Genomic DNA, 25,630 nt, shown 5'->3' with positions numbered 1-25,630 from the left:
CCGAAACCTTTTCAAGGCTTCGGAGGTTACCATCTCTTCCAGGCCTGATATAACCAGCGCTGGAAGCCTTAGGGGATGGTGCTCACCAGAAAGCGAAGTCGCTAAAAAGCTACAACCAACTGGCGGCCACACCATCTGCGCAGGCGCTTTAGGCAATTAAGCCGCGTTGAGATGAGACATCCAGCGCGGCACCTGCGGTCTTTGACGGTGCTCCGGCAGGTTTACCTAACCAGAGGACCGCAAAGTTCTTGCTCGGTTCTTACTTAAAACCTGTCGACGACCTGCTTATACCAGCGCAGAGTGGTCGATAGTCAGACCTGGGCCCATGGTAGTGGACAGGGTGACTTTCTTAAAGTAAATACCTTTAGAGGAGCTCGGCTTGAGCCTCTTAAGGTCAGCAACCAGTGCTTCAAGGTTGCCTTGAACAGAAGCCGCATCAAACGTCACTTTACCCAGCGTAGTGTGGATAATGCCGTTTTTGTCAGTACGGAAGCGTACCTGACCAGCTTTGGCGTTCTTGACAGCAGTCGCAACGTCAGGCGTTACGGTGCCGACTTTCGGGTTGGGCATCAGGCCACGCGGACCCAGAATCTGGCCCAGCTGACCGACAACGCGCATAGCATCCGGAGAAGCGATAACGACGTCAAAGTCCATTACGCCCTTCTTCACTTGCTCAGCCAGATCTTCCATACCCACAATGTCAGCGCCTGCTTCTTTAGCAGCATCGGCGTTAGCACCTTGAGTAAAGACCGCTACGCGTACGTCTTTACCGGTGCCGTTAGGCATAACGGTAGCGCCACGTACAACCTGGTCAGATTTACGCGGATCAACACCCAGGTTGATCGCAACGTCAACAGACTCGTTGAACTTAACGGTAGACAGCTCAGCAAGCAGTGCAACCGCTTCTTCCAGAGAGTAAGCCTTGTTGGCATCTACTTTCTCGCGAATTACCTTCGCGCGCTTAGACAGTTTAGCCATGATCAGAGACCCTCCACGTTAAGGCCCATGCTACGAGCGCTGCCTGCGATAGTACGTACGGCGGCATCGAGATCAGAAGCCGTCAGATCCGGCTCTTTAGTCTTGGCGATCTCTTCAAGCTGCTCGCGAGTCACGGTGCCGACCTTCTTCTTGTTCGGCTCGCCAGAACCCGACTTGATACCAGCGGCTTTTTTCAGCAGCACGGCAGCAGGCGGCGTTTTGGTAACGAACGTGAAGCTACGGTCAGAGTAGACAGTGATCACGACAGGCGTCGGCAGGCCCGGCTCAATTTCTTGAGTCGCGGCGTTAAACGCCTTACAGAATTCCATGATGTTCACGCCGTGCTGACCCAGCGCGGGGCCTACGGGCGGACTTGGATTGGCTTTACCTGCAGCTACCTGCAGTTTGATATAAGCCTGGACTTTCTTGGCCATGGTAAATACTCCAATTGGGTAATAGCGCCTTGCGGCTCCCCGGGACTAACGAGACAGCCACAGGCTGCCTCTTACGAATATATGGCGCTATTAGCGCCCTACTCTTAACGTGCGAGCTTACTCTTTTTCAACCTGAGAAAACTCTAGCTCGACAGGCGTGGCACGCCCAAAAATCAATACACTGACCTGCAAACGGCTCTTATCGTAGTTGACTTCCTCAACCACACCGTTGAAGTCAGCGAACGGACCATCGATAACACGCACCGACTGACCCGGCTCAAACATTGTTTTGGGCCGCGGCTTGTCGGTTCCGTCTTTAACGCGGCGCAAAATAGCGTCCGCTTCACGGGTCGTGATCGCAGCCGGTTTTTCTTTCGTTCCGCCAATGAAGCCCATTACACGCGGGGTTTCATTAACGAGGTGCCATGTTTCGTCGACCATTTCCATCTCGACCAGTACATAGCCGGGATAGAATTTACGCTCACTCTTGCGGCGCTTACCGTCGCGCATCTCAACGACTTCTTCCGTCGGCACCAGAATCTCGCCAAAACGATCTTCCATACCGTGCATTTTCACACGCTCGATCAGCGAGCGCATAACATGCTTTTCAAAACCGGAATAGGCGTGGACGACGTACCAACGTTTGGACATGAAAACTCCTAACCAATGACGCCGGACATTGCCCAGCCAAGAAGAGTATCGATCAACCACAGCATCAAACCCACCACAACAACCGCCACCAAGACAATCGCGGTGGTTTGAATTGTTTCGGGGCGGGTCGGCCATACAACGCGCTGAATCTCTTTCTTGGCGCTAACGGCAAGCTCTGTCAGGTCGCGACCTTTGGCGGTGGTAAGTGCGATCAAGCCAGCAAGCGCACATAAAACCACTACACCCAACACGCGGTAGAGCAGACCAGTATCGGCGAAATAGGTATTACCAACGACAGCAACGACAAGCAGCGCTATAACCGCCGCCCACTTGAGCCCGTCATGGCGCGCCTGTTGCACCTCGGTACCGTGCTTTACAGAACCAGGCTTCATAAAACGAGACTCCTTAGGGTGCGGCTACAATAAAGGAATTCTGGAAAATCACATGCCAACCTGGGGAAGGTTGGCAGGCCAGGAGGGACTCGAACCCCCAACCTGCGGTTTTGGAGACCGCTGCTCTGCCAATTGAGCCACTGGCCTGTATCATCCTGCGCATAGGCACTCACTACCACCTACACAACAGCGGGCGCCATGGTAGCGGAAATAAACCCACCTGACAACCCTTTCCTCCACATCAAGCCCGAAGACATATATGCAGAGACAAAAAAAGCGAGCTTCGCTCGCCTTTCTCGCAATATGGAGCTCATGGACGGAATTGAACCGTCGACCTCACCCTTACCAAGGGTGTGCTCTACCCCTGAGCTACATGAGCCAAAACACATCAACTGGAGCGGGCGGCGGGAATCGAACCCGCACCATCAGCTTGGAAGGCTGAGGTTCTACCGTTGAACTACGCCCGCGTAACTGCTGCCAGGATTACAAGCCGCCGCACGCCGAACGATAGACAATGCCCACTACCGGCTTTCATCCCACAACACCGACCAAAGTCGCCGCTGTTTAAATCTGGTGGAGAGAGAAGGATTCGAACCTTCGAAGCTTACGCGGCAGATTTACAGTCTGCTCCCTTTGGCCACTCGGGAATCTCTCCAGCTTTGGCGGCACATTATGCCAGCCTCCAAAACACTGTCAAGCTAGATATTACTTAATTTATCGTAGCTTGCGATGCTTGCGCATCTGTTTGCTGCCTTGGAACGCGCTGCATTCTGTCAAAGCAGCATTGAGAATGCAAGTCCCGCGCGAATTTTTTCTAATGATACCGGCTCGGGGACTTTCGGCGCCCCAGACATTTTGCCTGCGCGCTCGGCAAACGTTAGCGGGTAACAGGCTTCAAGCCCGCCATACACCATATCGGGCCACACAGCGTGTGGCACCTGCACGCCTCGCGACACCACTCGAGCGTCCCCCCCGGTAAGCAGCATGGGCAGCGAGATGCCCTGCTGGTCGCACACTTCGCTGTAAATACGGTTGATGGCGCTGACGGCTGCCATATAAATACCGTGATTGACTGCGTCCACCGTTCGCCGCCCAGGCTCCAGCAAAGCATCTGCCTCGCTTTCCGGGTCAATGGCTACGTTGCGCGTGCCCAACTTCAAGCTTTCTTTCATCAGGCGCAGCCCAGGGATAATAAAGCCCCCCAAATGTATACCACCGGGCAATACGAAATCGATAGTGATTGCACTGCCGCAATCTACCGCACAGCAGCCACCGGCTAATTGGTACCCGGCCAACGCGCCCATCCAACGATCCACCCCTAGACGACCGGGCTCGTCGTACCCGTTAACCACGCCCAGTGCTTCCGGTAGCGAGCGGGCCACAAACACGTGGCGCACCTGACGGCGCAGCAAGGTGACCGTTTCATCGAGCACCCCAGCGCGGGCAACGCTTGATATACGCACTGCCTCGACAACATCGAGATCAGGAATATCCGCCCCAGGACGCCACTCCTCGCGGGTCCACACTGCCCCCCGCGAGCGTATTTCACTACTTTCGGCATCCTTGAGTCGCCATTTCGACAAGGTGTTACCGATATCCAAATCCAGAATCATAAGCGCCTGCGTACGCTGATCTCACCGCCTGCCAAGCGCCGCGAGTGACCATTTTCAGTAACCCATAAGTTACCGCTCTCATCTACGTCGCCTGCGATCGCATCGCTTGCGCGCTCCCCTTGAATAATACGTACCGGCATTCCCGCATAGGCGTGCCGCTTGTTCCACTCATCACGCCAGGCGCCAAAACCAATCTGCTCGAAGTCTGCCAGCATGCTTAAAAGCCCCGCGACGACGTCCGAAGCTAGCTGGTTGCGCGAGAGCCCCGCGTGCATATCAAACAGTGCAGCTACCGGCTGGTCAATGGCTGCGCGCTGGGATTCAGAAAGCGAGAGGTTCATTCCCATGCCAATGACCACTTCGCAAGGGCCTGCGGCATCACCGGTCACTTCGATCAAAATGCCCGCCAGCTTACCCAGCTCATCACCTTTTTCAGCCAGCAAAATATCGTTGGGCCACTTAAGCTTTGGCGCACTGCCCAGCTGCTCAAGCACTTGGGATACCACCACACCGACCGCGAGACTTAGCCCTTCCAGAGACGCCACGCCTGCGTCGAAGCGCCACCCCAGCGAGAGCATCAGGCTTTGTCCCCAGGGCGTTGTCCATACTCGCCCTCGCCGTCCGCGCCCGGCGGTTTGCAACTCAACCAAGCACACTTCACCGTGACCCGCGCCCTGATTAAACCGCTGCCGCAGATACTCATTGCTTGAGGGTAGCTGGTCCTCAACAAACAGCCGCGTCAGCAAATGGCGCGCCTGAGCGGGCAGCCGCTCGACGATTTTGGCGCCCTCCAGCGGCTCCAGCCGAGTGGCCAAGCGGTAGCCCTTGCCCTTCACTGCCACTACGTCCACGCCAAGTGCATCCAATTTTTTCAGCTGTTTCCACACGGCAGCCCGTGAAACGCCTAGCGCTTCACCTAATTGCTCACCAGAGTGAACGTTGCCATCGCTCAACAAACGCATCAGGTTACCGATGGTCATGTGCCTGCCCCAACTGGGAAAACGCCTATCTTAACGGATGCATCGCAGAGGCGAAAACTGCCGCGTTTGGGTTATTGACTTAACGCTTTATTTGAGACAAGGCTGGTAGTCGACCACACCGAGACCCTATAATGCCGCCCTATTTTCCCAGCAGGATCGCGTCGTGATCGAGAATCTTCGTAACATTGCCATCATCGCCCACGTTGACCACGGCAAAACTACCTTGGTAGACAAGCTGTTAAGTCAATCAGGCACACTAGACCGCAAGGCCGAAGGCCAAGAGCGGATTATGGACTCTAATGACCAGGAGAAAGAGCGCGGTATTACTATCCTGGCCAAAAACACGGCCATTCAGTGGCAAGATGGCAATGGTACGGGCTACCACATCAATATCGTTGACACCCCTGGGCACGCTGACTTCGGTGGTGAAGTTGAGCGCGTAATGTCCATGGTCGATTCGGTTCTGCTGCTGGTCGATGCGGTTGACGGCCCGATGCCGCAAACCCGCTTTGTTACCCAGAAAGCCTTCTCCCAGGGCCTTAAGCCGATCGTCGTCGTTAACAAGATCGACCGCCCCGGCGCACGTCCTGACTGGGTTATCGACCAGATTTTTGATCTGTTTGACAACCTGGGCGCCACCGACGAGCAGCTTGATTTCCCGATCATCTACTGCTCAGCGCTCAACGGCATTGCCGGCATGGACCCTGAAGAGCTTGCCGACAACATGGACCCGATGTTCCAGGCCATCGTTGATATCGTTGAGCCGCCGAAAGTCGAAATCGATGGTCCTTTCCAGATGCAGATTTCCGCACTGGACTACAACAGCTACGTAGGTGTTATCGGTCTTGGCCGTATCAAACGCGGTAGCGTTAAGCCGGGCCAGCAGATCAGCGTTATCACTAAAGAAGGTGAGACGCGCAAGGGCAAGATCGGCCAGGTCATGACTCACATGGGCCTGGAGCGCGTACAGACCAACGAAGCCACTGCAGGCGACATCGTTTGCGTTACTGGCATCGATAAACTGGCGATCTCCGACACGCTGTGCGACGTCAATACGGTTGAGGCACTGCCGCCGCTGTCCGTTGACGAACCGACCGTTTCGATGACGTTCCAGGTCAATGACTCACCGTTCGCCGGTAAAGACGGCAAGTACGTTACCAGTCGGAACATCAAGGACCGTCTGGAGCAAGAGCTGATCCACAACGTTGCACTGCGCGTTGAAGAAGGCGAAACGCCGGAGAAATTCAAGGTTTCTGGGCGTGGCGAGCTTCACCTGTCGGTACTGATTGAAACCATGCGTCGTGAAGGCTTTGAGCTGGCCGTTGGTCGCCCCGAAGTTATCATCAAAGAGATTGACGGTGAGAAGCAGGAGCCCTACGAAGAAGTCATCATCGACTGTGAAGAGCAGCATCAGGGCTCGATCATGGAAGAGCTTGGCTATCGTAAGGGTGAGCTTTCTAACATGAACCCGGATGGTAAAGGCCGTGTTCGTCTGGACTTCATTATTCCTGCGCGTGGCTTGATCGGCTTCCGTGGTCAGTTCCTGACCCTGACGTCCGGCACCGGTATCCTGACCAGCCGCTTTGATCACTACGGCCCGCTGAAACCCGATGCGTCTATCGAGCGTCGTAACGGCGTACTGGTCTCCATGGTTGGCGGCAAGGCCCTGGCCTATGCCCTGTACGCTCTGCAGGAGCGCGGCAAGCTGATCATCGATCACGCCACCGAAGTCTACGAAGGCATGCTGATCGGTATTAACAACCGTGCCAACGACATGGTAGTTAACCCGACCAAGGGTAAAAAACTCGATAACATGCGCTCAACCGGTAACGATGAAAACATCGTTCTGACGCCACCCATCAAGTTCACCCTGGAACAGGCGATCGAATTCCTGGATTCCGATGAGCTGGTTGAAGTGACGCCGAGCCATATCCGCCTGCGTAAGAAGCATTTGACCGAGAACGAGCGCAAGCGCGCTGGCAAGAAGTAAGCTTTTGAGACTGGCTCTTAAAGTCTAAAGCCAGTTCTTGAAGCTAGTTCTTGAAGCTAGTTCTTAAAGACAGTTCTTAAGCAAGCCCCTAAAGCCCGCCTCGTGCGGGCTTTATTGTGAGTGAGCCATGCGCTTTTGGATTCTCTTGTGTGTTATCCCGCTCATTTTGTCTTAGCCCTGCCCTTCACTTGGTTTTCATAGCGCCGCCAAGTGCTTCGATAAACGCAGCCTAAACGCTAGCATACTGGAAAGCCGACGCGTTCTATCGCAAAGTAGTATTAATCTCGGCGCGGCCACGGCCTACTGGCAGCCTACAATTCATACAGGTGTTTGGATATTTACCCCCGTCCAGTCACCCGCATAGGGACACTCTTACATGAGCGGTCACAACGTATGGACACATAAGGGCACTTTTTTACTAGCAGCGGTAGGCTCTGCGGTGGGTTTGGGCAATCTTTGGCGCTTTCCCTACTTGGTGGGTGAATACGGCGGCGGGGCATTTATCCTGGTCTATGCGCTGACCATCTTTGCGGTAGGCATTCCGATTTTAATTGCCGAAATCATGTTGGGCCGCACCAGCCGTCAGAGCCCGATTATGGGCATGCGGCATTTGACCAAGACTCACCATACATCGCGCACCTGGGAATCGATTGGCTGGCTAGGCGCTCTAGCCGCCTTTTTAATCCTAAGCTTCTATTCGGTGATTGCTGGCTGGGCGATTCATTACACCTGGCTAATGTTGACCGGCTCACTGGTGGGCGCCGATGCGCAAACCATCAGCGACGGCTTTGCACTGCTGTAAAGTTCGCCGGGCTTGATGACGGTCTATCACACGCTATTTATCGCAGGCTCAGGGCTAATTGTAGCCCTGGGTATTCACACCGGCATTGAGTCGGCGCTGCGCATTATGATGCCTGCTCTGTTTATTATTTTATTGATCGTGCTGGCTTATAGCGTGATTCACGGTGATATTGCGGCAGCCGCAGATTTTTTGCTTACCTTCAATCTTGCCAGCTTAAGTATCGAAGGCTGGCTGCAGGCCATGGGCCAATCGTTTTTTACGCTTAGCCTGGGTATGGGCGCCATCATGGCTTACGGCGCGTATATGACCAGCGAGGTATCACTCACCCGCACGGCGATTGCCATTGCGATTATCGACACCCTAGTGGCCATGGTGGCCGGGCTTGCGATCTTTGCTCTCGTGTTTGGCGCAGGCCTGGATATCGCTCAAGGGCCGGGGTTGATGTTTGTCACGCTGCCGTTGGCTTTTGCCGAGATGCCTATGGGCGCACTGGTAGGCGGGGTGTTTTTTATTCTGGTTTTAGGCGCTGCGATCAGCTCGTCGATATCGCTGATTGAGCCGGTGGCCGCTTATCTTGTTGAGCGCTTTGATATGACCCGGCCACAGGCCGTAGCCGTCATAGTGATAGCAGCCTGGGCCGTGGGTCTGCTAACCGTGGTGAGCTTTAATATCTGGGCGGAAGGCACGTTCTTCCACGCAATCTGGGGACGCAGCGCGTTTGAGCTTATTGAGCTTTTGACCAATGTCCTTATGCCCTTGAGTGGGCTTATGATTGCTCTCTTTGCTGGCTGGGCGCTCACCCAAACGGAAGTTAAAAAGGAACTCGACACCACCGCGATGTGGTTCGCCATGTGGCGGTTTCTGGTGCGCTTTATTAGCCCGGCGGCGGTAGCGTATGTGCTATTGCGCAGCCTTCCCTTTATGGATGGCTACCTGCTCCCGGCGGTCGGCGCACTGCTGTTCGTCGGCCTGTTTGCCGCAAACCAGCGATGGAAAGCCAAGCGTCGCCCACTCACATAACAACAGATAAGCCTTGGCAGTATCAGCTGCCTTTAGCGCGAGGATGCGATGACACCCCTTATTGAAGTTCAACACGTCAATAAAGCCTTTGGTGGCCTGCACGTTATCAACGACTGCTCGATTAGCGTCGAAAAAGGCTCAATCACCGGCATGATTGGCCCCAACGGTGCGGGAAAATCCACACTTTTTAACCTCATTGCCGGCGCACTGATGCCGGATAGTGGTCGCGTTCTGCTCGACGGTGAAGATATTACGCCGCTGAGTGCCGATCAACGATTCCACAAAGGGCTTTTGCGCACCTTCCAGATCGCGCATGAATTCAGCCAGATGAGCGCGCTGGAAAATCTGATGATGGTGCCACCCCGCCAGGCGGGCGAAAGTCTTTTCAACACGTGGCTCAAGCCAGGCCAGGTCCGTGAACAGGAAGCCGAGGTGCGAAAGCGCGCCCTTGAGGTGATCGAATTCGTCGGTCTTCACCATGTGCGCAATGAGCTTGCCGGCAATCTTTCCGGCGGCCAGAAAAAGCTTTTAGAGCTTGGCCGCACCATGATGACCGAAGCCAAAGTGGTTCTTCTGGATGAAATTGCCGCAGGTGTTAACCGCACCCTGCTGGGCGACTTGATTGGCAATATCGAGCGTTTGAATCGGGAAATGGGCTACACCTTTCTGGTTATCGAACACGATATGGAAATGATCGCGCGGCTATGCGACCCCGTCATTGTGTTGGCCCAGGGCAGTGTGATGGTAGAAGGCCATATTGAGGATATTCAAAATAACCCCGAGGTAATCGAAGCCTACTTTGGCACCGATGCCGCCTAAGCGGCGCCTTGCACAAAAACTACGACAATACGCCGTTTAAAAGCGGCACTGCGAGACACTTTTTTATGCCATTAGCTACATCAACAACGCCCCTGCTCGAAGCACGCGACGTGCACGGCGGTTATGGCAGCATGAACATTCTTAACGGGGTGAACATGACGCTTAACGCCAATGAAGTGGGTGTGATCGTCGGCCCTAACGGCGCCGGCAAGTCCACCATGCTAAAAGCCGTGTTTGGATTGCTGCATGTCAATCAGGGCGAGATCCTGCTTAACGGCCAACCGATCCATAACCTGCCGCCCAACAAGCTGGTGGAACGGGGCATGGGCTTTGTACCCCAGGAAAAAAACGTCTTCCCAAGCCTTACGGTAAAAGAAAACCTAGAAATGGGTGCCTATCTCAAGCCCCAAAACGTCAAGCGCATGCTTGAGCAGGTGTACGCCTTTTTCCCACCGTTGGTGGAAAAGCGCCATCAGCCAGCGGGCGAGCTCTCCGGCGGCCAGCGTCAAATGGTGGCCATGGGCCGGGCGCTAATGGCCGAGCCAAGCCTTTTGCTGCTGGATGAGCCTACCGCCGGGCTATCGCCGCTTTACATGAACGAGATTTTTGATCGTGTTAAGCAAATCAATGCCGCAGGGGTGGGGATTTTAATGGTCGAGCAGAACGCCAAACAGGCGCTGGCCATTGCCGATAAAGGCTTTGTACTGGCCGCGGGCCAAAACCGCTTCACTGATACGGGGGCAGCGCTGCTTGCCGACCCCGATGTCGCCAAAAGCTTTTTGGGCGGCTAGCCCGGGGGAAAACATGAACGAACTGGTCTTTTTTATCAATAACGTGGTGATTGCCGGTAGCGTTACCGGCTCGATTTATGCCATTGGCGCCATCGGGGTAACGCTGATTTTCAGCATTATGCGCTTTGCCCATTTTGCGCATGCCGACATGATGACTTTCGGCGCATTTATGGTACTGCTGCTGACCACGCTCTTCCCCGCCGCCGGGGCGAGTATCGGTGTCCCTACCGCGCTTATCATGCTTCCTTTAGCCATGGTGCTAACCGCCGCGCTGGCGGTGGGGATCGATAAGGCGTTTTACAAACCGCTACGCGCGCATGGTGTTAAGCCCATCGTGCTGGTGATTGGCTCATTGGGGGTCACCCTGATGCTGCAAGGGCTTATCCGGCTGTTTTCAGGCACCGGCGGCCAGAGCCTGTATGTGGATGACCGTAAGGAAATCTTCCGCTTGGCGCTGCCCTTTGAAGGCGTTCGCGCGCCGATCGTGATTACCGAACCGCAGCTGTATCTTTTCGTGATCACACTGGTTGCCGTGGTGGCTCTGCATATATTTCTTAACCGTTCGCGGTTGGGCAAAGCCATGCGGGCGATGTCGGATAACCCCGAGCTTGCCCAGGCCTCGGGTATCAACACCAACACCATCGTAGCGGTCACCTGGGTGATTGCGGGCGGTTTAGCCGCGATTGCGGGCACACTGCTCTCACTGGATGTAACCTTCAAGCCCGACCTGAGCTTCTTCCTGCTGCTGCCGATCTTTGCCGCCGCGATTGTCGGCGGGGTCGGCCATCCCTACGGCGCTATCGCGGGTGGCTTTGTGGTGGGCTTTGCCGAAACCCTGGCGGTGTTTAACTGGAACGTATTGCTGCGCCCCTTCCGCGACAGCCTGCCCGCTTGGCTGGAGCTGCCTTCCAATTTGGCCTTCGTGGGTACCGAGTACAAGATTGTGGTGCCGTTTTTCATTCTGGTGGCCATTCTGGTGTGGCGTCCTACCGGCCTCTTTAAAGGCAAGGTGATCTAATGAGCAATTCAACAGAAACCCGCGATCCAACCTATACGCCGCGTGACGCCACGCCTACACGGCGTTTTCCCGTACGCGAAATCGTACTTTTTGGTGCGCTCTTGGCCGCCATTCTGGCGGTTTATGCCTTGATGGGTGCGGCCTACAGCACGCGCATGCTGGTAGAGGCCGCCTGCTACGCCATTCTGGCGCTGGGCCTGACCATTCAATGGGGTTACGCCGGGCAGTTCAATGCCGGGGTGATGGGGTTTGTCGCCCTCGGCGGCTTTTGCGCCATGCTGTTCAGCGTGCCGGTCAACGATGCCTTCTGGGGCACAGAGCTTCCTGGTGAGCTTGGCCGCGTGCTGCTCTACGGCGTGGCTGCCACCTTTTTAGTGGTAGGCGCCAGCCGGCTTGACCGCCTGGGCGTGCCCAAAAAGCTGCGCACCTTGATTACCGTGGTGCTGGCGCTTGTGCTGTATCTGATGATTATCAGCCAGCTGCGTGAAGTGACCAGCCAGATCCAGTCCCAGGCCGGGTTTGTGGGCGGTTTTGGCCTGCCGGCCTGGGTAGGTTGGATCATGGGTGGCGCGCTGGCCGGCGGGGTGGGCTATTTTATCGGCCACGTATGTCTGGGGCTACGCAGTGACTATCTGGCGATTGCCACGCTGGGCATTGCCGAAATCATCAAGGCATTTTTGAAAAACTCCGACTGGCTGACCCGCGGTACCGCTACCGTGTCGCCGCTGCCCTGGCCCACGCCCGGCCCAGCAGAGATCGGCTTTACCCTTTCCCGCGCGGTGTACCTTTCGTTCACGGCGGTGGTGATTGCGGTGATCTTCTTTCTGCTTCACCGCGCCTATCACGCCCCCTGGGGGCGGATGATCCGGGCGATTCGCGATAACGAAGTGTCTGCGGCGGCCATGGGTAAGGATATCAACAAGCGGCGCCTGGAAATCTTTGTGCTGGGCTGCATTTTAATGGGCCTAGGCGGCGGTATGCTAGGCACCTTCAATAGCCTGTTCGACCCGCAGGGCTATTTGCCGCTCAACCACACTTTCTTGGTCTTGGTCATGGTGATACTGGGTGGCCCCGGCAATAACCTGGGGACCATTTTCGGTGCCGTGGCGGTGTATATCATTTGGATCATGTCAGAGCCTTTAGCGTTATTTTTAATGCAGCTGGCCGTAAGCTTTGGCGAAGGTGTATTTGGCTGGGACGCGCCGAGCAACCTGGATAGCCGGGCGCTGCAGGCTCGGGTATTGGTCATCGGCATGCTAATCACACTGGTGCTGCGGTTTGCGCCTAAGGGACTATTACCTGAAAAGATCGCCCATCACAGTTAATACCCAACGCACTAAAAAGCCCCAGTCCTTGACCGGGGCTTTCTGGTTTTAAATAGCGTGTTTCTGCGTCAGATGTCCTTACAGGTCAACCTGCCCCTTGCTAGTAAAGGTGCCGTTTTCGACCGCCATTTCTACAACTACACCAGGCACATCGCCATTTTCATCAAAATCGTGAGAGCCGGAGGCGCCTTCGTAGTTGATCTCGGTGCCAGCGGCAATCAGCTCGACTGCTTTCTCCCACTCGCCGGGCAGGATCACCTCGCCTGGGGCGCTGGAAACGCTGCGCAGCGCATCGACCAGGCCTTCACGCTCAGCGCTGCCGTTCTGTTCAATAGCCAGCGCCAGTAGGAAGGCGGCGTCATATGCCTGGGCAGCAAAGACTGCACTTGGATCGAAGCCTGCGGTTTCAGCAGCGTCGGTGAAAATCGGCGTGCCGGGAAGATCCGGGCTACCCGGGCGGGTGGCGATCATGCCGTCGAGCACATCAGCGCCGATAGCCTCAATCAGGCTGTCGCCTACCATGCCGTCAGCGCCTACATATTGGGTAAACATACCGCTTTCATAGGCCTGTCGGAGCACCGTCTGTCCCGAGGTGTCGGCATAGGCCAGCACGACCAGCGTATCGACACCGCTTGCCGAAAGCGAACCAAGCTCCGAGCGGTAATCGGCACGGCTATCTTCATGGGCAAGATTTTCGGCCACTTCGCCGCCGCCCGCTTCAAAGGCCGCGCTAAACGCGTCGGAAAGGCCGCGGCCGTAGTCGTTATTGACGAAGGTCACGACGACAGCATCAATTCCCTTGTCCAGCAGCAGCTTGGCGAGTATTTCCCCCTGGAAAGCATCCGAGGGTACGGTACGAAATACCAGATCGTTGTCATCAAGCTCGGTGACGGCAGGCGCTGTAGAAGCAGGCGAGACCATGACCACGCCACCAGGGATGGCTGCGTTGTTGGCCGCCGCAATGGTTGCCCCGGTACACAGCGCGCCGACAATCGCGGTCACCTGTTCAGAGTTAACCATGCGGTCAGCGGCGTTGGAGGCCGCTGAGGCGTCGGAACAGGTCGTATCGCCTGAAGGCATGACCAGCGTTTGACCATCCAGGATCCCGCCCTGTTCGTTTACTTGTTGAACGGCAAGCTTCGCGCCTTCAAAGATAGGTGGCGTAAGACTTTCAATTCCCCCGGTAAAACCACCCAAGAAGCCAATTTTGACCTCCTGCGCCTGAGCCATCCCAGTCAAAGCAAGTGAAGAGGCCGCCACGGCGGTGGCTAATGCGCGTTTATTGATCATATTGTTCGTCGCTCCCAGTAAGGTAAACATTTTCGCGCTAAAGCACGAAAACTCCCTTTAATCTGGAACCACTGCGCGAAAAACACAAGCACCGTTTTCTAACGTTTCTTTGATGCAAGGTTACAGCCAACGCTCCAATCGGAGCGTATGGCTCAGCCAGGCATTAAAATGCTGCCATGTGCTGCCGGGCTCTTCGGTAAGCACCTGAGGTTCGCCGCGATGCTCAAGTTCCCAGTTCAGAATATTGTTGTCATCCAGCACCACACGGTAGCTAATCGCCGGATCCCGACCAACGTTCACCAGCGTGTCAAAAGCCTCCATCAAGGTATCGCTGCTCACCAGCACGCCCACTTCGGTATTCCACAGCACCGAGCGTGGGTCGACATTGAAGGAGCCGACAAACAGCTGATCATCAAAGCTAATGGCCTTAATGTGCAACGCGGAGGCTGAGGCACCGGGAACGCGCATTTCGTTATCATCGGTTGAGCCATTAGCTTCCTGCTCAGGGCGCAATTCATACAGCGTTACACCATGCTCCAGCAGCGTCTTGCGCCAGGGAGCATAAGCACCATGCACAACCGCTGCATCGGTGGATTCCAGTGAATTGGTAATAATCTCGACCTGAACGCCTTGGTCTGCCAGCGCCGTTAATCGCGCAACGCCACGCTCCGTGGGTACAAAATAGGCGGAAATCAGGATTAGTCGTTCTTTAAGCTGAGTATTAGCCGTTAGATCGCCAAGGAGAGTGTCTTTCCAATCAGGAGCGCCGCTTTGGGTAAGTTTGCCCGGTGCATCCCACAGCGCCAGCCCTTCGCCCCTGTGCAGCTCTTCCCAGGGCGGCGTATTGTACGACTGCTGGCGCAGCTCAGAGAAGTACGCCGAGTCGGCATTATCGTCCAGCCACGCGTTGAGTTCGGCCTGCAGCGCCTGCCAGGCATTCGCCGACACCTGATGATAGCGCTCGATGGGCTGGGCCAATCCATGATTCCAGTAAAGGTCAAAGCTTTGCGATAGCGTCGGTACAACCTCGCCAATCGCCACCAGATCAAGGTCGGCGAAATTACGTGAATCGTTGGCGTCGAAATACTCATCCCCCAGATTACGTCCGCCGACAATCGCCACGCTGTTGTCAGCGATCCAAAGTTTGTTATGCATGCGCCGGTGTTGCTGCGCCGGGTTGGCCACCGAGGCTAAAACACGCGTCACCAAGTGCCCCCTGCCCACTGACACCGGGTTATAGACCCGCACGTAAATCCCTGGATGGCTCGCCAGAGCCGCCAGGCGTTCGCCCTGGCCCACCGCGCCCATATCATCCACCAACAGCCTGACGCGCACGCCCTCTTCCGCCGCCGTTAATAAGCGCGAGAAAACCAGGTTAGTGGTTTGTCCTTCGCCCAGCAGGTAGGTTTGAATATCCAGTTCTCGCTGAGCCTGCTTGATCAGCCCGGCCCGCACCCCGAACGCTTCCTGTCCGTTAGCCAGTAATCCAAAGCCATCGGGATCGGTTTGCTCAGCCAGGGCCTGCTGTGCCTGCCCACCGAGCCAGGTTTGCCGGGCGTCATCCAGCGCCAGCGCGCTATGGTGCTCACGTACTACCGACTGAGCACAGCCGGCAAGCACCACACACAGAGCAATCGAGGCCAGCCATCGTTTACCCATGGTCGTTATCGCCCAGCCGCTCTGCGTGCTGTTTGCGCAAACGGTTACGGCGATACACACGCACCAGGGCAATCGCTAAGGCAGTGGCGAGCATTAAACCAAGCGCTAGCCCCTGCCATGGGCGCGCTGCGTCGCCCAGCAGAGTTTCCAACGTGATAATAGCGATCAGGCCCAACGCCTGAGAACCAATGGCCAGCGCGCGCAGCACATCAAAGGCTGGTTGAGGCATAGACAAACTCCGTAATTTACAGCTCACGTGATATGGTCACGTAGTGTACCTGCTTATCGGGAAGACCATGAACGCCATTGCCCTTGGGCCATTATTGATTTCATTACCCAGGCTATACGCCATTGGCTGCGCACTGCTGGTATTGCTGGCCGCGCGTTACTTACTGCGCTTGCCACCGCCGCTCTTGCAGCGCTGGTTCACCGGGCTGATCTTTACCTGGTTGATCGGGGCGCGTATAGCGCATATTACGCTTCATCTGGAAAGCTACAGCGCCGTCCCGCTTGATGCGCTTAAAGTCTGGCAACCGGGCTACCACGGCATTGGTGGGCTGTTAACCGGCCTGCTATGGACGGCCTGGACGCTTCGCAAGCGGCTATCAGCGCTACTCGGCGGCACCGCCATTCTTCTCGGCGCCTCTGGCCTGTGGCTGATTCTGGTATCCCTATCACCCTTGGGTAGCTCATCGGGGGTAAGCCAATTACCCGAGGTCAGCCTGGAAAACGTTGACGGCGAGGACGTTTACCTGCCGTCGCTGGCAGACGGCAGTAACCGCATCATCGTTAATTTATGGGCCACCTGGTGCCCGCCTTGCCGACGCGAGATGCCGTTACTCGAAGAAGCCGCTCAGCGCGAGGGGGTTAACGTGGCGGTGATTAACCAGGGCGAGGATTTATTGCCCATCGTGCGTTATTTGGACGCACAGTCGCTGAATTTCACCTATGCGTTACGCGACCCCGGTCAAACGCTAATGACCTTGTTGGAAGCGCCTGGACTGCCCACCACAGTGCTTTTTGACGGCCAGGGCAATACGCTGGACATCCACGTTGGCGAGCTTACTCGTGCCCACCTTGAACGCTGGCTGGAAGATTGACGCCAATACACCTTAATCCCCCGGCGCCTTTGCGTTAGAATCCCCCGCCCTACTGCTGTCGATGGTGCGCCCTCGGCAGCGTAAGACCCGTTTTTGTAGACTTCCCCGAGGCATCATGAGCGATTTTTCTCCCGGCCAGCGCTGGATTAGCGACGGCGAAGCTGAGCTTGGACTCGGCACCGTGCTTAACTGCGACGCCCGTAGCGTTACCATTTTGTTCAGTGCCAGCCAGGAAACCCGTACGTATAACACGCGCCAAGCGCCTCTGACCCGCGTGATGTTTGGCAGCGGCGACCGGGTGCTCTCAGCCGACGGCTGGCAGATGATCGTTGATGACAGTAAAGAGTCCCACGGTCTGATTACCTATATCGGCGAGGATAGTGAAGGCGCGCTCCGCGAGCTGCCTGAAGCCAAGCTTGCCGACACCATGCAGTTTGATCAGGCCCGCGACCGCCTGCTGACAGGCCAGGTGGACCGCAACGACTGGTTTGACCTGCGCTTTCGCACCCTGCACCACTTTCAGCGTATCGAACAGCATAGCGCGCTGGGATTTGCCGGGCCGCGCATCGATTTGATTCCGCACCAGCTGTATATCGCTGATGAAGTGGCTAACCGTCACGCGCCTCGGGTTTTGCTTGCCGACGAAGTGGGTCTGGGCAAAACCATTGAAGCTGGGCTGATTCTGCACCGCCTGCTATTGACGGGCCGTATTGAGCGGGCACTGATTTTGGTGCCTGACAGCCTGACGCACCAGTGGCTGGTAGAGCTTCTGCGCCGCTTCTCGCTGAACGTCAGCCTGCTTGACGAGCACCAGAGTCAGGCCCACGGCAGCGCCAATCCGTTTGAGAGCGCCCAACTGGTGCTGGCAAGCCAGGGCTGGTTGTTTGCCAATATCCATCGCCAGGACCAGGCGCTGGCCAGCCGGTTTGATCTGCTGGTCGTCGACGAGGCCCACCACCTTGATTGGAGTGCTGAGGGCAGCGGCCCAGGCTATCAGTGCGTAGAGCAGCTCGCCGCTGAGATTCCCGGCTTACTGCTGCTAACCGCCACGCCTGAGCAGATGGGCATTGAAAGTCACTTTGCCCGCCTGCGCCTGCTGGACGCCGAACGTTACCACGACCTGGAACGCTTCAAAGACGAAGAACGCCACTACAGCGCTGTCGCCAGCGCCATCGACGCTTTAGATGAACTGCCCGCCACGCCGGACGCCCGAGCCCGGGTAGATGCCGTGGCCGACGACCGCGACAGCCAAGCGCTATTGGCAACGCTGTGCAACGCTGAAGCCAGCGAAGAGCAACAGGACGCAGCGCGTTATCAACTGCGCGACGCCTTGCTTGATCGCCACGGCACGGGACGGGTGATGTTCCGCAATAGCCGCCGTCATGTTGGAGGCTTTCCCGAGCGCCGCCTGCACCTCTCTTCGCTTGAGCTACCTTCAGCGTATCGCCGCGTGCTGCGCCGCCTGGAGCGCGATGATGACTACCTGGACGAGCTGCTGATCGAAACCGGCATGGATCACCCGGATGTATTGATCTACCCGGATGCCATGTACCGGGAGCTGCGCAACGACCCGCTCAACGGTGAAGCCTGGTGGCATATCGATCCACGGGTTAACTGGCTGCTGGATAAACTCAGCGACGATAGCGAGTCAGGTTTTGCCAACGATAAAGTGTTGGTCATCGCCCACCACCGTGAAACCGCCGAAGGGCTTGCTGAAGGGCTGCGTGTATTGGGCGGCTACCAGGCACCGGTCTTCCATGAAGGGCTGTCGCTGGTCGAGCGTGACCGCGCCGCCGCCGCGTTTGCCGATGAAGAAGAAGGCGTACAGGTACTCGTTTGCTCGGAGATTGGCTCAGAGGGGCGCAACTTCCAGTTCTGCCGCCACCTGGTCATGTTCGATATGCCCCAGCACCCAGACCAACTGGAGCAACGCATTGGGCGTCTGGACCGTATCGGCCAGAAGCACGCCATCGAGCTACACGTGCCCAGCTTTATTGGCAGCCCCGGCGAGCGCCTGCTGCGCTGGTATCACGAAGGCATGGACGCATTTAGCGCACCCCACGGCATCGGTAGCGACCTGTACGAGGCCTTTGGCGATGCGCTTGCCGATGCGCTTCTCGACGATGAAACGCTGGACGAAATCATCGCTGAAACGCGGGAAATGTTTACCGCCAAGCTGGCTGAACGTGATGCGGGTCGCAACCGTCTGCTGGAGCTTAACGCCTGTCGGCCGGCACGCGCCCAAGAGGTGATTGCGGCAGTACGTGAGCTGGATGAAGATACCGCGCTCCCGCGCTATGTAGAGCGGGCGCTGGATGTATTTGGCGTGGACAGCCAGGAGATCGGCAAGGGACTCCTTCATTTGCAGCCCAGCCAGCATATGCTGGACGGGCTGCCCGGCCTGGTGAAAGGTGAAGAGGGTTTTACCACTACTTATAGCCGCTCTCAAGCACTGGCCCGGGATGATGTTCAGCGCCTTTCCTGGGAGCACCCGCTGCTGCGCGAAATGATGGAGCGCATTTTAGACGGCACCATGGGTAATACCGCTCTGGCGCTGCTGCGTCACACGGCCATTCCCAGCGGGCGCCTCATGGCGGAGCTTATTTTCCGCACCCACTGCCCGGCACCGAAGTCGCTGCACCTTAACCGCTTCTTGCCGCCGACGGCCGTACGTGTGTTGCTTGATGAGTCAGGTGCCAACCTGACCAGCAAAATCTCGTTTACGGGTCTGGGTAAAAATCTACAAAAGGTCAATAAATCGCTGGCGCGGGATTTAATCAAGAGTCGCCATGATCAGCTTCGCGAACTACTGACTCAAGGCGAAGGCGAGGCAGAACGTGAGCTGCCCAGCATTGTAGAGGCCGCTGAAACGCGTATGCGCGCCCAGCTGGATGCCGAGCTTGCCCGCCTGACGGCGCTCGCCGAGCATAACCCGTCGGTACGCGCCGAAGAGCTGGATGCCTTGAAGCAGGAACGTCAGGCGTTGAGCGAAGCAATCGAAAACACTCGCCTGCGGCTGGACTCCGTTCGGGTAGTGATTACGGTCGACCCGAACGCTTAAAACTCAATCTCGCTTTAAAATCTCTGCAAGCGCCTTATCGAGCGTGGGGTACTGAAACTCAAACCCCGCCTCGATAAGGCGCGCCGGGCGCATGTCCGCCCCGGTTAGCAGCAGCCGTGACATCTCACCCAGGCCTGCTTTTAACACAACGGCAGGCACTGGAAATATGGCCGGACGGTTAAGCCGTTTGGCCAGCGTTTTGGAAAACTCGGCATTAGTTGCCGGGTGCGGCGCACTGCCGTTAAAGGCGCCATTCAGGCCCTCTTTTTCCAGCAGGAACACAATCGCATCCACCAGATCCTCGCGATGAATCCAGGGCATATACTGCTCACCACTGCCAAAGCGCCCGCCTAGCCCTAGCTTAAACGGCGGCAGCATTTTTTGAAGTGCCCCGCCTCCTGCATCCAGCACCAACCCCGTGCGTAAAATAGCCAGACGTACGCCCAGCGCTTCAACAGGTTTTGCCGCAGCCTCCCATTTAACGCACAGCTGATGGGCAAACTCGTCGTGTGGTGGCGTTTCCTCGGTCACCATTCGGCTTCCCTGATCGCCGTAATAGCCCATCGCTGAGCCGCTGATCATGACCTTGGGTACCGGCTGACCGTTGGCCTGCAACTGCTCGCACAAGGTAACCAGCTGGTGGGTAGCTTTGATACGCGACTGCACTAGCTTGGCTTTTTGCGCTTCGCTCCAGCGCTTGGCCGCGATTGGCTCACCGGCCAGGTTGATAATAGCGTCCGGCGGCGTGTCTATAAATCCAAGCGCGCTATCACGAATATCGCATTCATCAGGTAACTTCCCGCTGGCTTTACGCGGGTGCCGGGATACCACCTGTACCAAATGCCCGTTTGACAGCAATTTTTCGCAAAGGCGCTGGCCAACAAACCCACTGCCCCCGGTCACTACTACACGCATGGTGCCACTCCTGTTAATCACGCCACGATAATCTGCCGTCAATTAATGACTAAGCATTAATGCTGTGACGACAGACAGAGGTTGTTAGCGATCTAACCCTCAACGCTGGTTATGCTCACACTAGTGTAGTACTACGTGTCGTGCTACGTGCACTACCTATACATTAGTAACGCGCTCGCTTTCATGAAAATAGCTTTGGTAATAGCTGTGTAGAAGTTGCTGATTTCATAAACATAGGTTATAGAACCTTAATAGGCCAGTCGGTCTAATAACATCACGCACTTAGCTCAACTTTACATTTCTGTTAATTGCTGAATTAAATGCAAAGGTTGTACCTGATAGCGACAAGTTGTACAAAGAGAGCTACGATAGTGCGCAACCCCTACTATTTTCATTTACCATTTTCATTCAAGCGACACTACATGGACTGTGGATCATTTTTGCCCCAGCGAATACGAATAGCCGTTTATGTCCTGGAGCTTCAGACAACCAAGAGGCAAAGGCGCCCATGAACACCAAGGCGACCCACCCACCCGATACCCCGCTCTATCCGATTCGGGAAGTATCCCGTTTAACGGGTGTGAACTCGGTCACCCTGCGCGCCTGGGAGCGTCGCTACGGTTTAATTCGTCCCAAACGCACGCCTAAAGGCCACCGCCTATATGCTCAGGACGATATAGCACGCATTGAACGCATCTTGCAGTGGCTTAACCGTGGCGTACCCGTAAGCCAAGTAGTTGATCTGCTTGACCAGCCTGAAACGATAGAAGCGCCTGCACCGGATGCTGGCGACTGGATCAGCCAGCGACAGCAGTTGCAAACGACGATAGAAGCACTCGATTTACCCAAACTGGAAACGCTTTATCACCAGAGCCTCGCTCTTTACCCGCTGAGCATTGCGATTAACGAGTTGTGGCAACCGGTTATTTTGGCGCTGGAAGCCAAATGGGCGATTCAACCCGATAATCTGGTACGCCGGACTCTGGAATCCTTTCTACGCAGTCAGGTGGGCACGCGGCTTCATTACGCTAACCAGTCAACGCGTGGCCCTTTGATACTGCTTAACGCGATGCCCGATGACCCTGGCCCGCTATGGGTGCTGATGGCAGCGCTTATGGCCAGCGAACAGGGCTACCGTATCCAGATGCTCGATCATTCGCTGCCCCTGGAAGACCTGCCCCAGGCTGTTGCACGACTGCACTCATCAATGGTGCTGCTGGCAAGCGGCCAGCGCGAAAGCGACAGCTATATCCATACGGCGCTGCCTAATGCTGCTGAAGCTTTAAACGTACCGCTGGGCGTGTGTGGGGAAGTTGCCCGGCTGCGCGATAATGAACTGCGTAGCGGGCCTGTGCACACGCTAGGCAGTGATCTACCCCAGGCCATCGCACGGCTGCGTCCGCTACTCCGAGAGTCGGGCGTTCTATAAGCTTTTTTAGCTTAAGACCGAGTGTTAAAAACCCCGTTTGACTAATGGCCGCTATGAGATATAGCGGCCATTAGTTGTTTATTGCATCGGAGAAAACATGGACGTTCAACTAGTTTGGTTACGAAGTGACTTACGAATTCACGACAATACCGCGTTGGCCGCTGCGGCAGCCAAAGGGCCAGTGATTGCGATCTTTCTGCGCACTATCTCTCAGTGGCAATCCCACGGCCATGGGGCGAACAAGATCGACTTTTGGGGCCGCGGCGTGGAAGCCGTGCAAAGCGCGCTGAACGGGCTGAATATTCCTCTTTTGCACCGTGATATTGAGCATTATAGCGAGGCGCCCCAGGCACTATTGGCGATTGCTCATGAACACTCTGTTCAGCAGCTGCATTTTAATTACCAGTATCCTCTCAATGAGCAGCGCCGCGATAAGGCCGTCATTCAAGCCTTTAAAGAAGCAGATATTACCGCTCATGGCTACCACGATGCCGTCGCCTTCGCGCCGGGAACACTGCTGACCGGCAAAGGTGACTATTACGGGGTGTTCACACCGTTTGCCAAAGCCTGGCATAAGCAGGTCAGCGTTGAACAGCTGGCGCTACGCGATACGCCTGAGCCACAAACGCCGTTATCGATCAAAAGCGATAAATTGCCTAAACTGCCTAAGCTCGATAGCCAATCGGTAGGCCACCACGAATGGCCTGCTGGTGAAGAGACGGCAGGCGACCATCTGGCGCGTTTTTTACGCTTTCGCAGCCGCCATTATCACCAGCAGCGCGATATCCCCAGCGTACGCGGCACCAGCGAGCTTTCGCCCTATTTAGCGCTGGGCATGATTTCTCACCGCCAGTGCATGCAAGCAGTGATGAGCGAAAATGGCGGCCACTTGGCCGATGGCGATGTTGGACTAACCACCTGGGTGAACGAGCTTATTTGGCGTGAGTTTTATCAGCACGTCGCGGTAGGCTTTCCTGAAGTATGCCGCTACCAGCCGTTTCAGGAGCATACCAAGCAGCTTGCCTGGCGTGATGATGACGAAGGCTTTCAGACATGGTGTGAAGGACGCACAGGCTACCCGCTAGTGGATGCGGCAATGCGCCAGATGGTGGCGACAGGCTGGATGCACAACCGATTACGCATGGTCACGGCGATGTTTCTAAGCAAGCACCTGTTGATTGATTGGCGCCGTGGCGAGGAGTTCTTTATGCAACACTTAGTGGATGGAGAGTTTTGTGCCAACAACGGCGGCTGGCAGTGGGCCGCATCGACAGGTACCGATTCCGCGCCCTATTTCCGCATTTTTAATCCCACCACTCAGTCAAAGCGCTTTGATCCAGACGGCGAATTTATCGCTCGATGGCTACCCGAACTTAGCGAGCTGCCCGCAAAGGCCCGCCATGCACCGCCGCACGATATGCTTACTCAAGTGAATTATCCAACGCCGATCGTTGACCATAAAACGGCTCGCCTACGCGCTTTAGAGGCTTTTAAAGCCCTTTCACGCTAGCCGCGTAGCGAGCTTTCATCCTCCTGAGGCGAGGGGTAGCGCCCAGCGCTGCTCCAATTCAGCGGCAGGCAGGGGCCTTGCGAAATAGAATCCCTGGACGATGGAGCAGCCTGCATTTACCAGGAACTGGCACTGCTCCTGTGTTTCTACTCCTTCGGCCACCACTTCAAGCCCCATGCCTTCAGCCATTTCCAAAACGGCTTTGACGATAGCGGCATCCGCCTTGCTGTCCGGTAGTTCTCGAATAAAAGCGCGATCCAGCTTTATTTTATCGACCGGCAGCCGCTTAAGGTAGCCAAGCGATGAGTAGCCGGTCCCAAAGTCATCAATGGCAATGGCGTAGCCCTGCTCACTGAGGGCTTTCAAGCGAGGCCCCATGTCGCCTGCACGCTCATCTATCAATACCGACTCCGTTAGCTCCAGGCCAATCTGCGAGGGCTTTAACTGATAGCGCTTTAAGCACGTGGCCAACTGCGTTTCTAGGTCGCCCTGAAAAAGCTGAAGGGCTGAAATATTGACCCAAATGGTCAGCTTGGGCATGCCGCTGTTTTGCCAGTGTGACTGCTGGGCACACGCCTTTTCAATCACCCAACTGCCTAATTCAGCCATCAGCCCATGCCGCTCAGCCAGCGGAATAAAATCGCCTGGTGAAATCATTCCATTTTGAGGATGCCGCCAGCGCAAAAGCGCCTCCATCCCCAACAGATCCCCAGTACTCGGGTGGTGCTGGGTTTGGTAATGTAGCTCCAGCTGATCACCGGAGATCAGTGCGGCACGCAAATCACTCACCAGCGCCAGCTGTGGGTTATCCTGCTTATCCAGAGCCGGGCGAAAACGCAGATTATGGTTTCGGCCTAACCGCTTGGCGCTATAAAGAGCGGATTCCAGGCGCTGAAATAGAACCCCCGAATCACGCCCATCCTCAGGGGCGCGGCAGCTGCCGATAGTAAGTCCCAGGCGCAGAAGCTGATCTCTAATTTCAAAAGGTCGGCCCATATGCTCACGCAGCGATGCAATCCACGTGTCGTGATCGTCAAAGGTGGTGGTGCGAATCACCATGAATTCATCCCCACCTAAGCGCCCGACCACGCTACCCGCGACATAGCCTGCAAGCCGTTGAGCAAAACGCGCCAGCAACCGGTCGCCCTGCTCCACCCCCAGGCTATCGTTAACCGATTTCAAACCGTCAATATCAACCAAAGCAATGTCCAGGCTTTCACCGGCACGCAGGTGGCGTAAGCGCGATGCCATTAGGTCATGTAAACGACGCCGATTGGGCAAGCCGGTCAGCGGGTCTTCGTACCCGATACGACGCAAGTCATGTTCACGCGCTTTTTGCGCCGAAATATCGGTAAATAGGCTGATAAAATGCGTGACATTACCCTGCTTATCAGTAACCGCACGCATCTTTAACCACTCAGGATACTCATCCCCATGCTTGCGCCGATTCCACATTTCACCTTCCCAGCGCCCGGTCGCTTTTAACGTGCTCCAGAAGGTTTGGTAAAACGCTTTATCGTGGCGGGGGGCGGCCAGCGTTTCCAGTTTGCGGCCGATTATTTCATGACTTTCATAGCCGGTAATTTCCGTGAAGGCCGGATTAACCGCCATCACCCGATTTTGGACATCGCTAATTACAATCGCATCGCTCGCTAGGCTAATAGCGCCCTGAGACAAACGATAGCGCAGGCGCTGTTGGCGTACTTGATGCCAGGCATCCCACAGTCCACAAATGACCAGGCTAGCGGCCACAAGGCGCAACATGGCATCGGGCAGCCAAACACAGGCCGGTAGCGCCATTAAAGCTACCCAAACCAGCGGGCGATTAAGAGAAACTGGTAGCCACATGGCGA

The 25,630-nt window shown here is 56.1% G+C and carries 20 protein-coding genes, 4 tRNA genes and 1 pseudogene; 10 read left to right on the top strand and 15 right to left on the bottom strand.

Annotated elements, in window-relative coordinates; all coding sequences use genetic code 11:
- Positions 1 to 285: 285 nt before the first annotated feature.
- From rplA to INT33_RS06985, 10 genes are all read right to left on the bottom strand, one after another.
- A complete protein-coding gene (gene rplA / locus INT33_RS07030) occupies positions 286 to 978 on the bottom strand; it encodes a 50S ribosomal protein L1 (RefSeq protein ID WP_192536486.1) in 693 nt (230 codons plus the stop codon).
- A 2-nt stretch (positions 979 to 980) separates the two neighbouring features.
- Positions 981 to 1,412 carry a 50S ribosomal protein L11 gene (gene rplK, locus INT33_RS07025; RefSeq protein ID WP_018917744.1) on the bottom strand — a complete coding sequence of 144 codons (432 nt, stop codon included), beginning with the start codon at positions 1,410 to 1,412 and terminating at the stop codon, positions 981 to 983.
- 117 nt (positions 1,413 to 1,529) lie between these two features.
- Entirely contained in the window at positions 1,530 to 2,063 is a 534-nt protein-coding gene (nusG, locus tag INT33_RS07020) for a transcription termination/antitermination protein NusG (protein ID WP_018917745.1), read from the bottom strand.
- Positions 2,064 to 2,071: 8 nt separating this feature from the next.
- Positions 2,072 to 2,455, bottom strand: coding sequence for a preprotein translocase subunit SecE (gene secE / locus INT33_RS07015; protein WP_018917746.1), 384 nt, complete (start codon positions 2,453 to 2,455; stop codon positions 2,072 to 2,074).
- Between the two features lie 71 nt (positions 2,456 to 2,526).
- Positions 2,527 to 2,602 (bottom strand) — tRNA-Trp (locus INT33_RS07010).
- Positions 2,603 to 2,759: 157 nt separating this feature from the next.
- Positions 2,760 to 2,834, bottom strand: a tRNA-Thr gene (locus tag INT33_RS07005).
- Positions 2,835 to 2,848: 14 nt separating this feature from the next.
- Positions 2,849 to 2,922, bottom strand: a tRNA-Gly gene (locus tag INT33_RS07000).
- Positions 2,923 to 3,026: 104 nt separating this feature from the next.
- Positions 3,027 to 3,110 (bottom strand) — tRNA-Tyr (locus INT33_RS06995).
- Positions 3,111 to 3,228: 118 nt separating this feature from the next.
- A complete protein-coding gene (locus INT33_RS06990; protein ID WP_192536485.1) occupies positions 3,229 to 4,068 on the bottom strand; it encodes a type III pantothenate kinase in 840 nt (279 codons plus the stop codon).
- Positions 4,065 to 5,048, bottom strand: a complete 984-nt coding sequence (locus tag INT33_RS06985) for a biotin--[acetyl-CoA-carboxylase] ligase (RefSeq protein WP_192536484.1) — start codon at positions 5,046 to 5,048, stop codon at positions 4,065 to 4,067. Before INT33_RS06985 ends, INT33_RS06990 begins: the two co-directional genes overlap by 4 nt.
- Positions 5,049 to 5,211: 163 nt before the next feature.
- Here INT33_RS06985 and typA point away from each other — a divergent pair, with 163 nt between their 5' ends.
- The 6 genes and pseudogenes from typA to INT33_RS06955 all read left to right on the top strand — a co-directional run bounded on the left by typA (position 5,212) and on the right by INT33_RS06955 (position 12,813).
- Positions 5,212 to 7,038: a translational GTPase TypA gene (gene typA, locus INT33_RS06980; RefSeq protein ID WP_018917749.1), complete on the top strand. Its 1,827-nt coding sequence runs from the start codon at positions 5,212 to 5,214 to the stop codon at positions 7,036 to 7,038.
- 376 nt (positions 7,039 to 7,414) lie between these two features.
- A pseudogene (locus INT33_RS06975) lies at positions 7,415 to 8,860 on the top strand (sodium-dependent transporter).
- A gap of 48 nt (positions 8,861 to 8,908) precedes the next feature.
- Complete coding sequence (locus tag INT33_RS06970; RefSeq protein ID WP_193091500.1) at positions 8,909 to 9,679, top strand: ABC transporter ATP-binding protein; 771 nt, start codon at positions 8,909 to 8,911, stop codon at positions 9,677 to 9,679.
- A 65-nt stretch (positions 9,680 to 9,744) separates the two neighbouring features.
- Positions 9,745 to 10,470 carry an ABC transporter ATP-binding protein gene (locus INT33_RS06965; protein WP_193091499.1) on the top strand — a complete coding sequence of 242 codons (726 nt, stop codon included), beginning with the start codon at positions 9,745 to 9,747 and terminating at the stop codon, positions 10,468 to 10,470.
- A gap of 13 nt (positions 10,471 to 10,483) precedes the next feature.
- On the top strand, positions 10,484 to 11,488 hold the full coding sequence (locus INT33_RS06960; RefSeq protein WP_018917753.1) for a branched-chain amino acid ABC transporter permease: 1,005 nt from the start codon (positions 10,484 to 10,486) through the stop codon (positions 11,486 to 11,488).
- Positions 11,488 to 12,813, top strand: coding sequence for a branched-chain amino acid ABC transporter permease (locus INT33_RS06955; RefSeq protein ID WP_193091498.1), 1,326 nt, complete (start codon positions 11,488 to 11,490; stop codon positions 12,811 to 12,813). The genes INT33_RS06960 and INT33_RS06955 overlap by 1 nt, the downstream gene beginning before the upstream one ends.
- A 78-nt stretch (positions 12,814 to 12,891) precedes the next feature.
- On the opposite strand, the gene INT33_RS06950 is transcribed toward INT33_RS06955, so the two are convergent.
- From INT33_RS06950 to INT33_RS06940, 3 genes are all read right to left on the bottom strand, one after another.
- The gene (locus INT33_RS06950; protein ID WP_192536478.1) at positions 12,892 to 14,103 is read right to left on the bottom strand and encodes an ABC transporter substrate-binding protein; all 1,212 of its coding nucleotides are present in this window, start codon (positions 14,101 to 14,103) and stop codon (positions 12,892 to 12,894) included.
- A 120-nt stretch (positions 14,104 to 14,223) separates the two neighbouring features.
- Positions 14,224 to 15,762 carry a phospholipase D family protein gene (locus tag INT33_RS06945; protein ID WP_193091497.1) on the bottom strand — a complete coding sequence of 513 codons (1,539 nt, stop codon included), beginning with the start codon at positions 15,760 to 15,762 and terminating at the stop codon, positions 14,224 to 14,226.
- Positions 15,755 to 15,991 (bottom strand): hypothetical protein, encoded by a 237-nt coding sequence (locus INT33_RS06940; protein ID WP_193091496.1) that lies wholly within the window; start codon positions 15,989 to 15,991, stop codon positions 15,755 to 15,757. The genes INT33_RS06945 and INT33_RS06940 overlap by 8 nt, the downstream gene beginning before the upstream one ends.
- Positions 15,992 to 16,058: 67 nt before the next feature.
- Here INT33_RS06940 and INT33_RS06935 point away from each other — a divergent pair, with 67 nt between their 5' ends.
- Positions 16,059 to 16,862 (top strand): TlpA family protein disulfide reductase, encoded by an 804-nt coding sequence (locus INT33_RS06935; RefSeq protein WP_193091495.1) that lies wholly within the window; start codon positions 16,059 to 16,061, stop codon positions 16,860 to 16,862.
- Between the two features lie 115 nt (positions 16,863 to 16,977).
- Positions 16,978 to 19,923, top strand: coding sequence for an RNA polymerase-associated protein RapA (gene rapA / locus INT33_RS06930; RefSeq protein WP_193091494.1), 2,946 nt, complete (start codon positions 16,978 to 16,980; stop codon positions 19,921 to 19,923).
- 3 nt (positions 19,924 to 19,926) lie between these two features.
- Here rapA and INT33_RS06925 read toward each other — a convergent pair whose 3' ends face one another.
- On the bottom strand, positions 19,927 to 20,838 hold the full coding sequence (locus tag INT33_RS06925) for a TIGR01777 family oxidoreductase (protein WP_193091493.1): 912 nt from the start codon (positions 20,836 to 20,838) through the stop codon (positions 19,927 to 19,929).
- Positions 20,839 to 21,346: 508 nt separating this feature from the next.
- On the opposite strand from INT33_RS06925, the gene INT33_RS06920 reads away from it, so the two are divergent.
- Complete coding sequence (locus tag INT33_RS06920; RefSeq protein WP_192536472.1) at positions 21,347 to 22,267, top strand: MerR family transcriptional regulator; 921 nt, start codon at positions 21,347 to 21,349, stop codon at positions 22,265 to 22,267.
- A gap of 97 nt (positions 22,268 to 22,364) precedes the next feature.
- Complete coding sequence (phrB, locus tag INT33_RS06915; RefSeq protein WP_193091492.1) at positions 22,365 to 23,777, top strand: deoxyribodipyrimidine photo-lyase; 1,413 nt, start codon at positions 22,365 to 22,367, stop codon at positions 23,775 to 23,777.
- Between the two features lie 15 nt (positions 23,778 to 23,792).
- Here phrB and INT33_RS06910 read toward each other — a convergent pair whose 3' ends face one another.
- Positions 23,793 to 25,625 (bottom strand): putative bifunctional diguanylate cyclase/phosphodiesterase, encoded by a 1,833-nt coding sequence (locus INT33_RS06910; RefSeq protein ID WP_193091491.1) that lies wholly within the window; start codon positions 25,623 to 25,625, stop codon positions 23,793 to 23,795.
- Positions 25,626 to 25,630: the final 5 nt, after the last annotated feature.

The sequence above is a fragment of the Halomonas colorata genome, from assembly GCF_014897985.1.
In the GTDB taxonomy this organism is placed as follows: domain Bacteria; phylum Pseudomonadota; class Gammaproteobacteria; order Pseudomonadales; family Halomonadaceae; genus Vreelandella; species Vreelandella colorata.
Note: the sequence above shows the minus strand (reverse complement) of the source record. Positions and strands in the feature narration are given on the sequence as shown.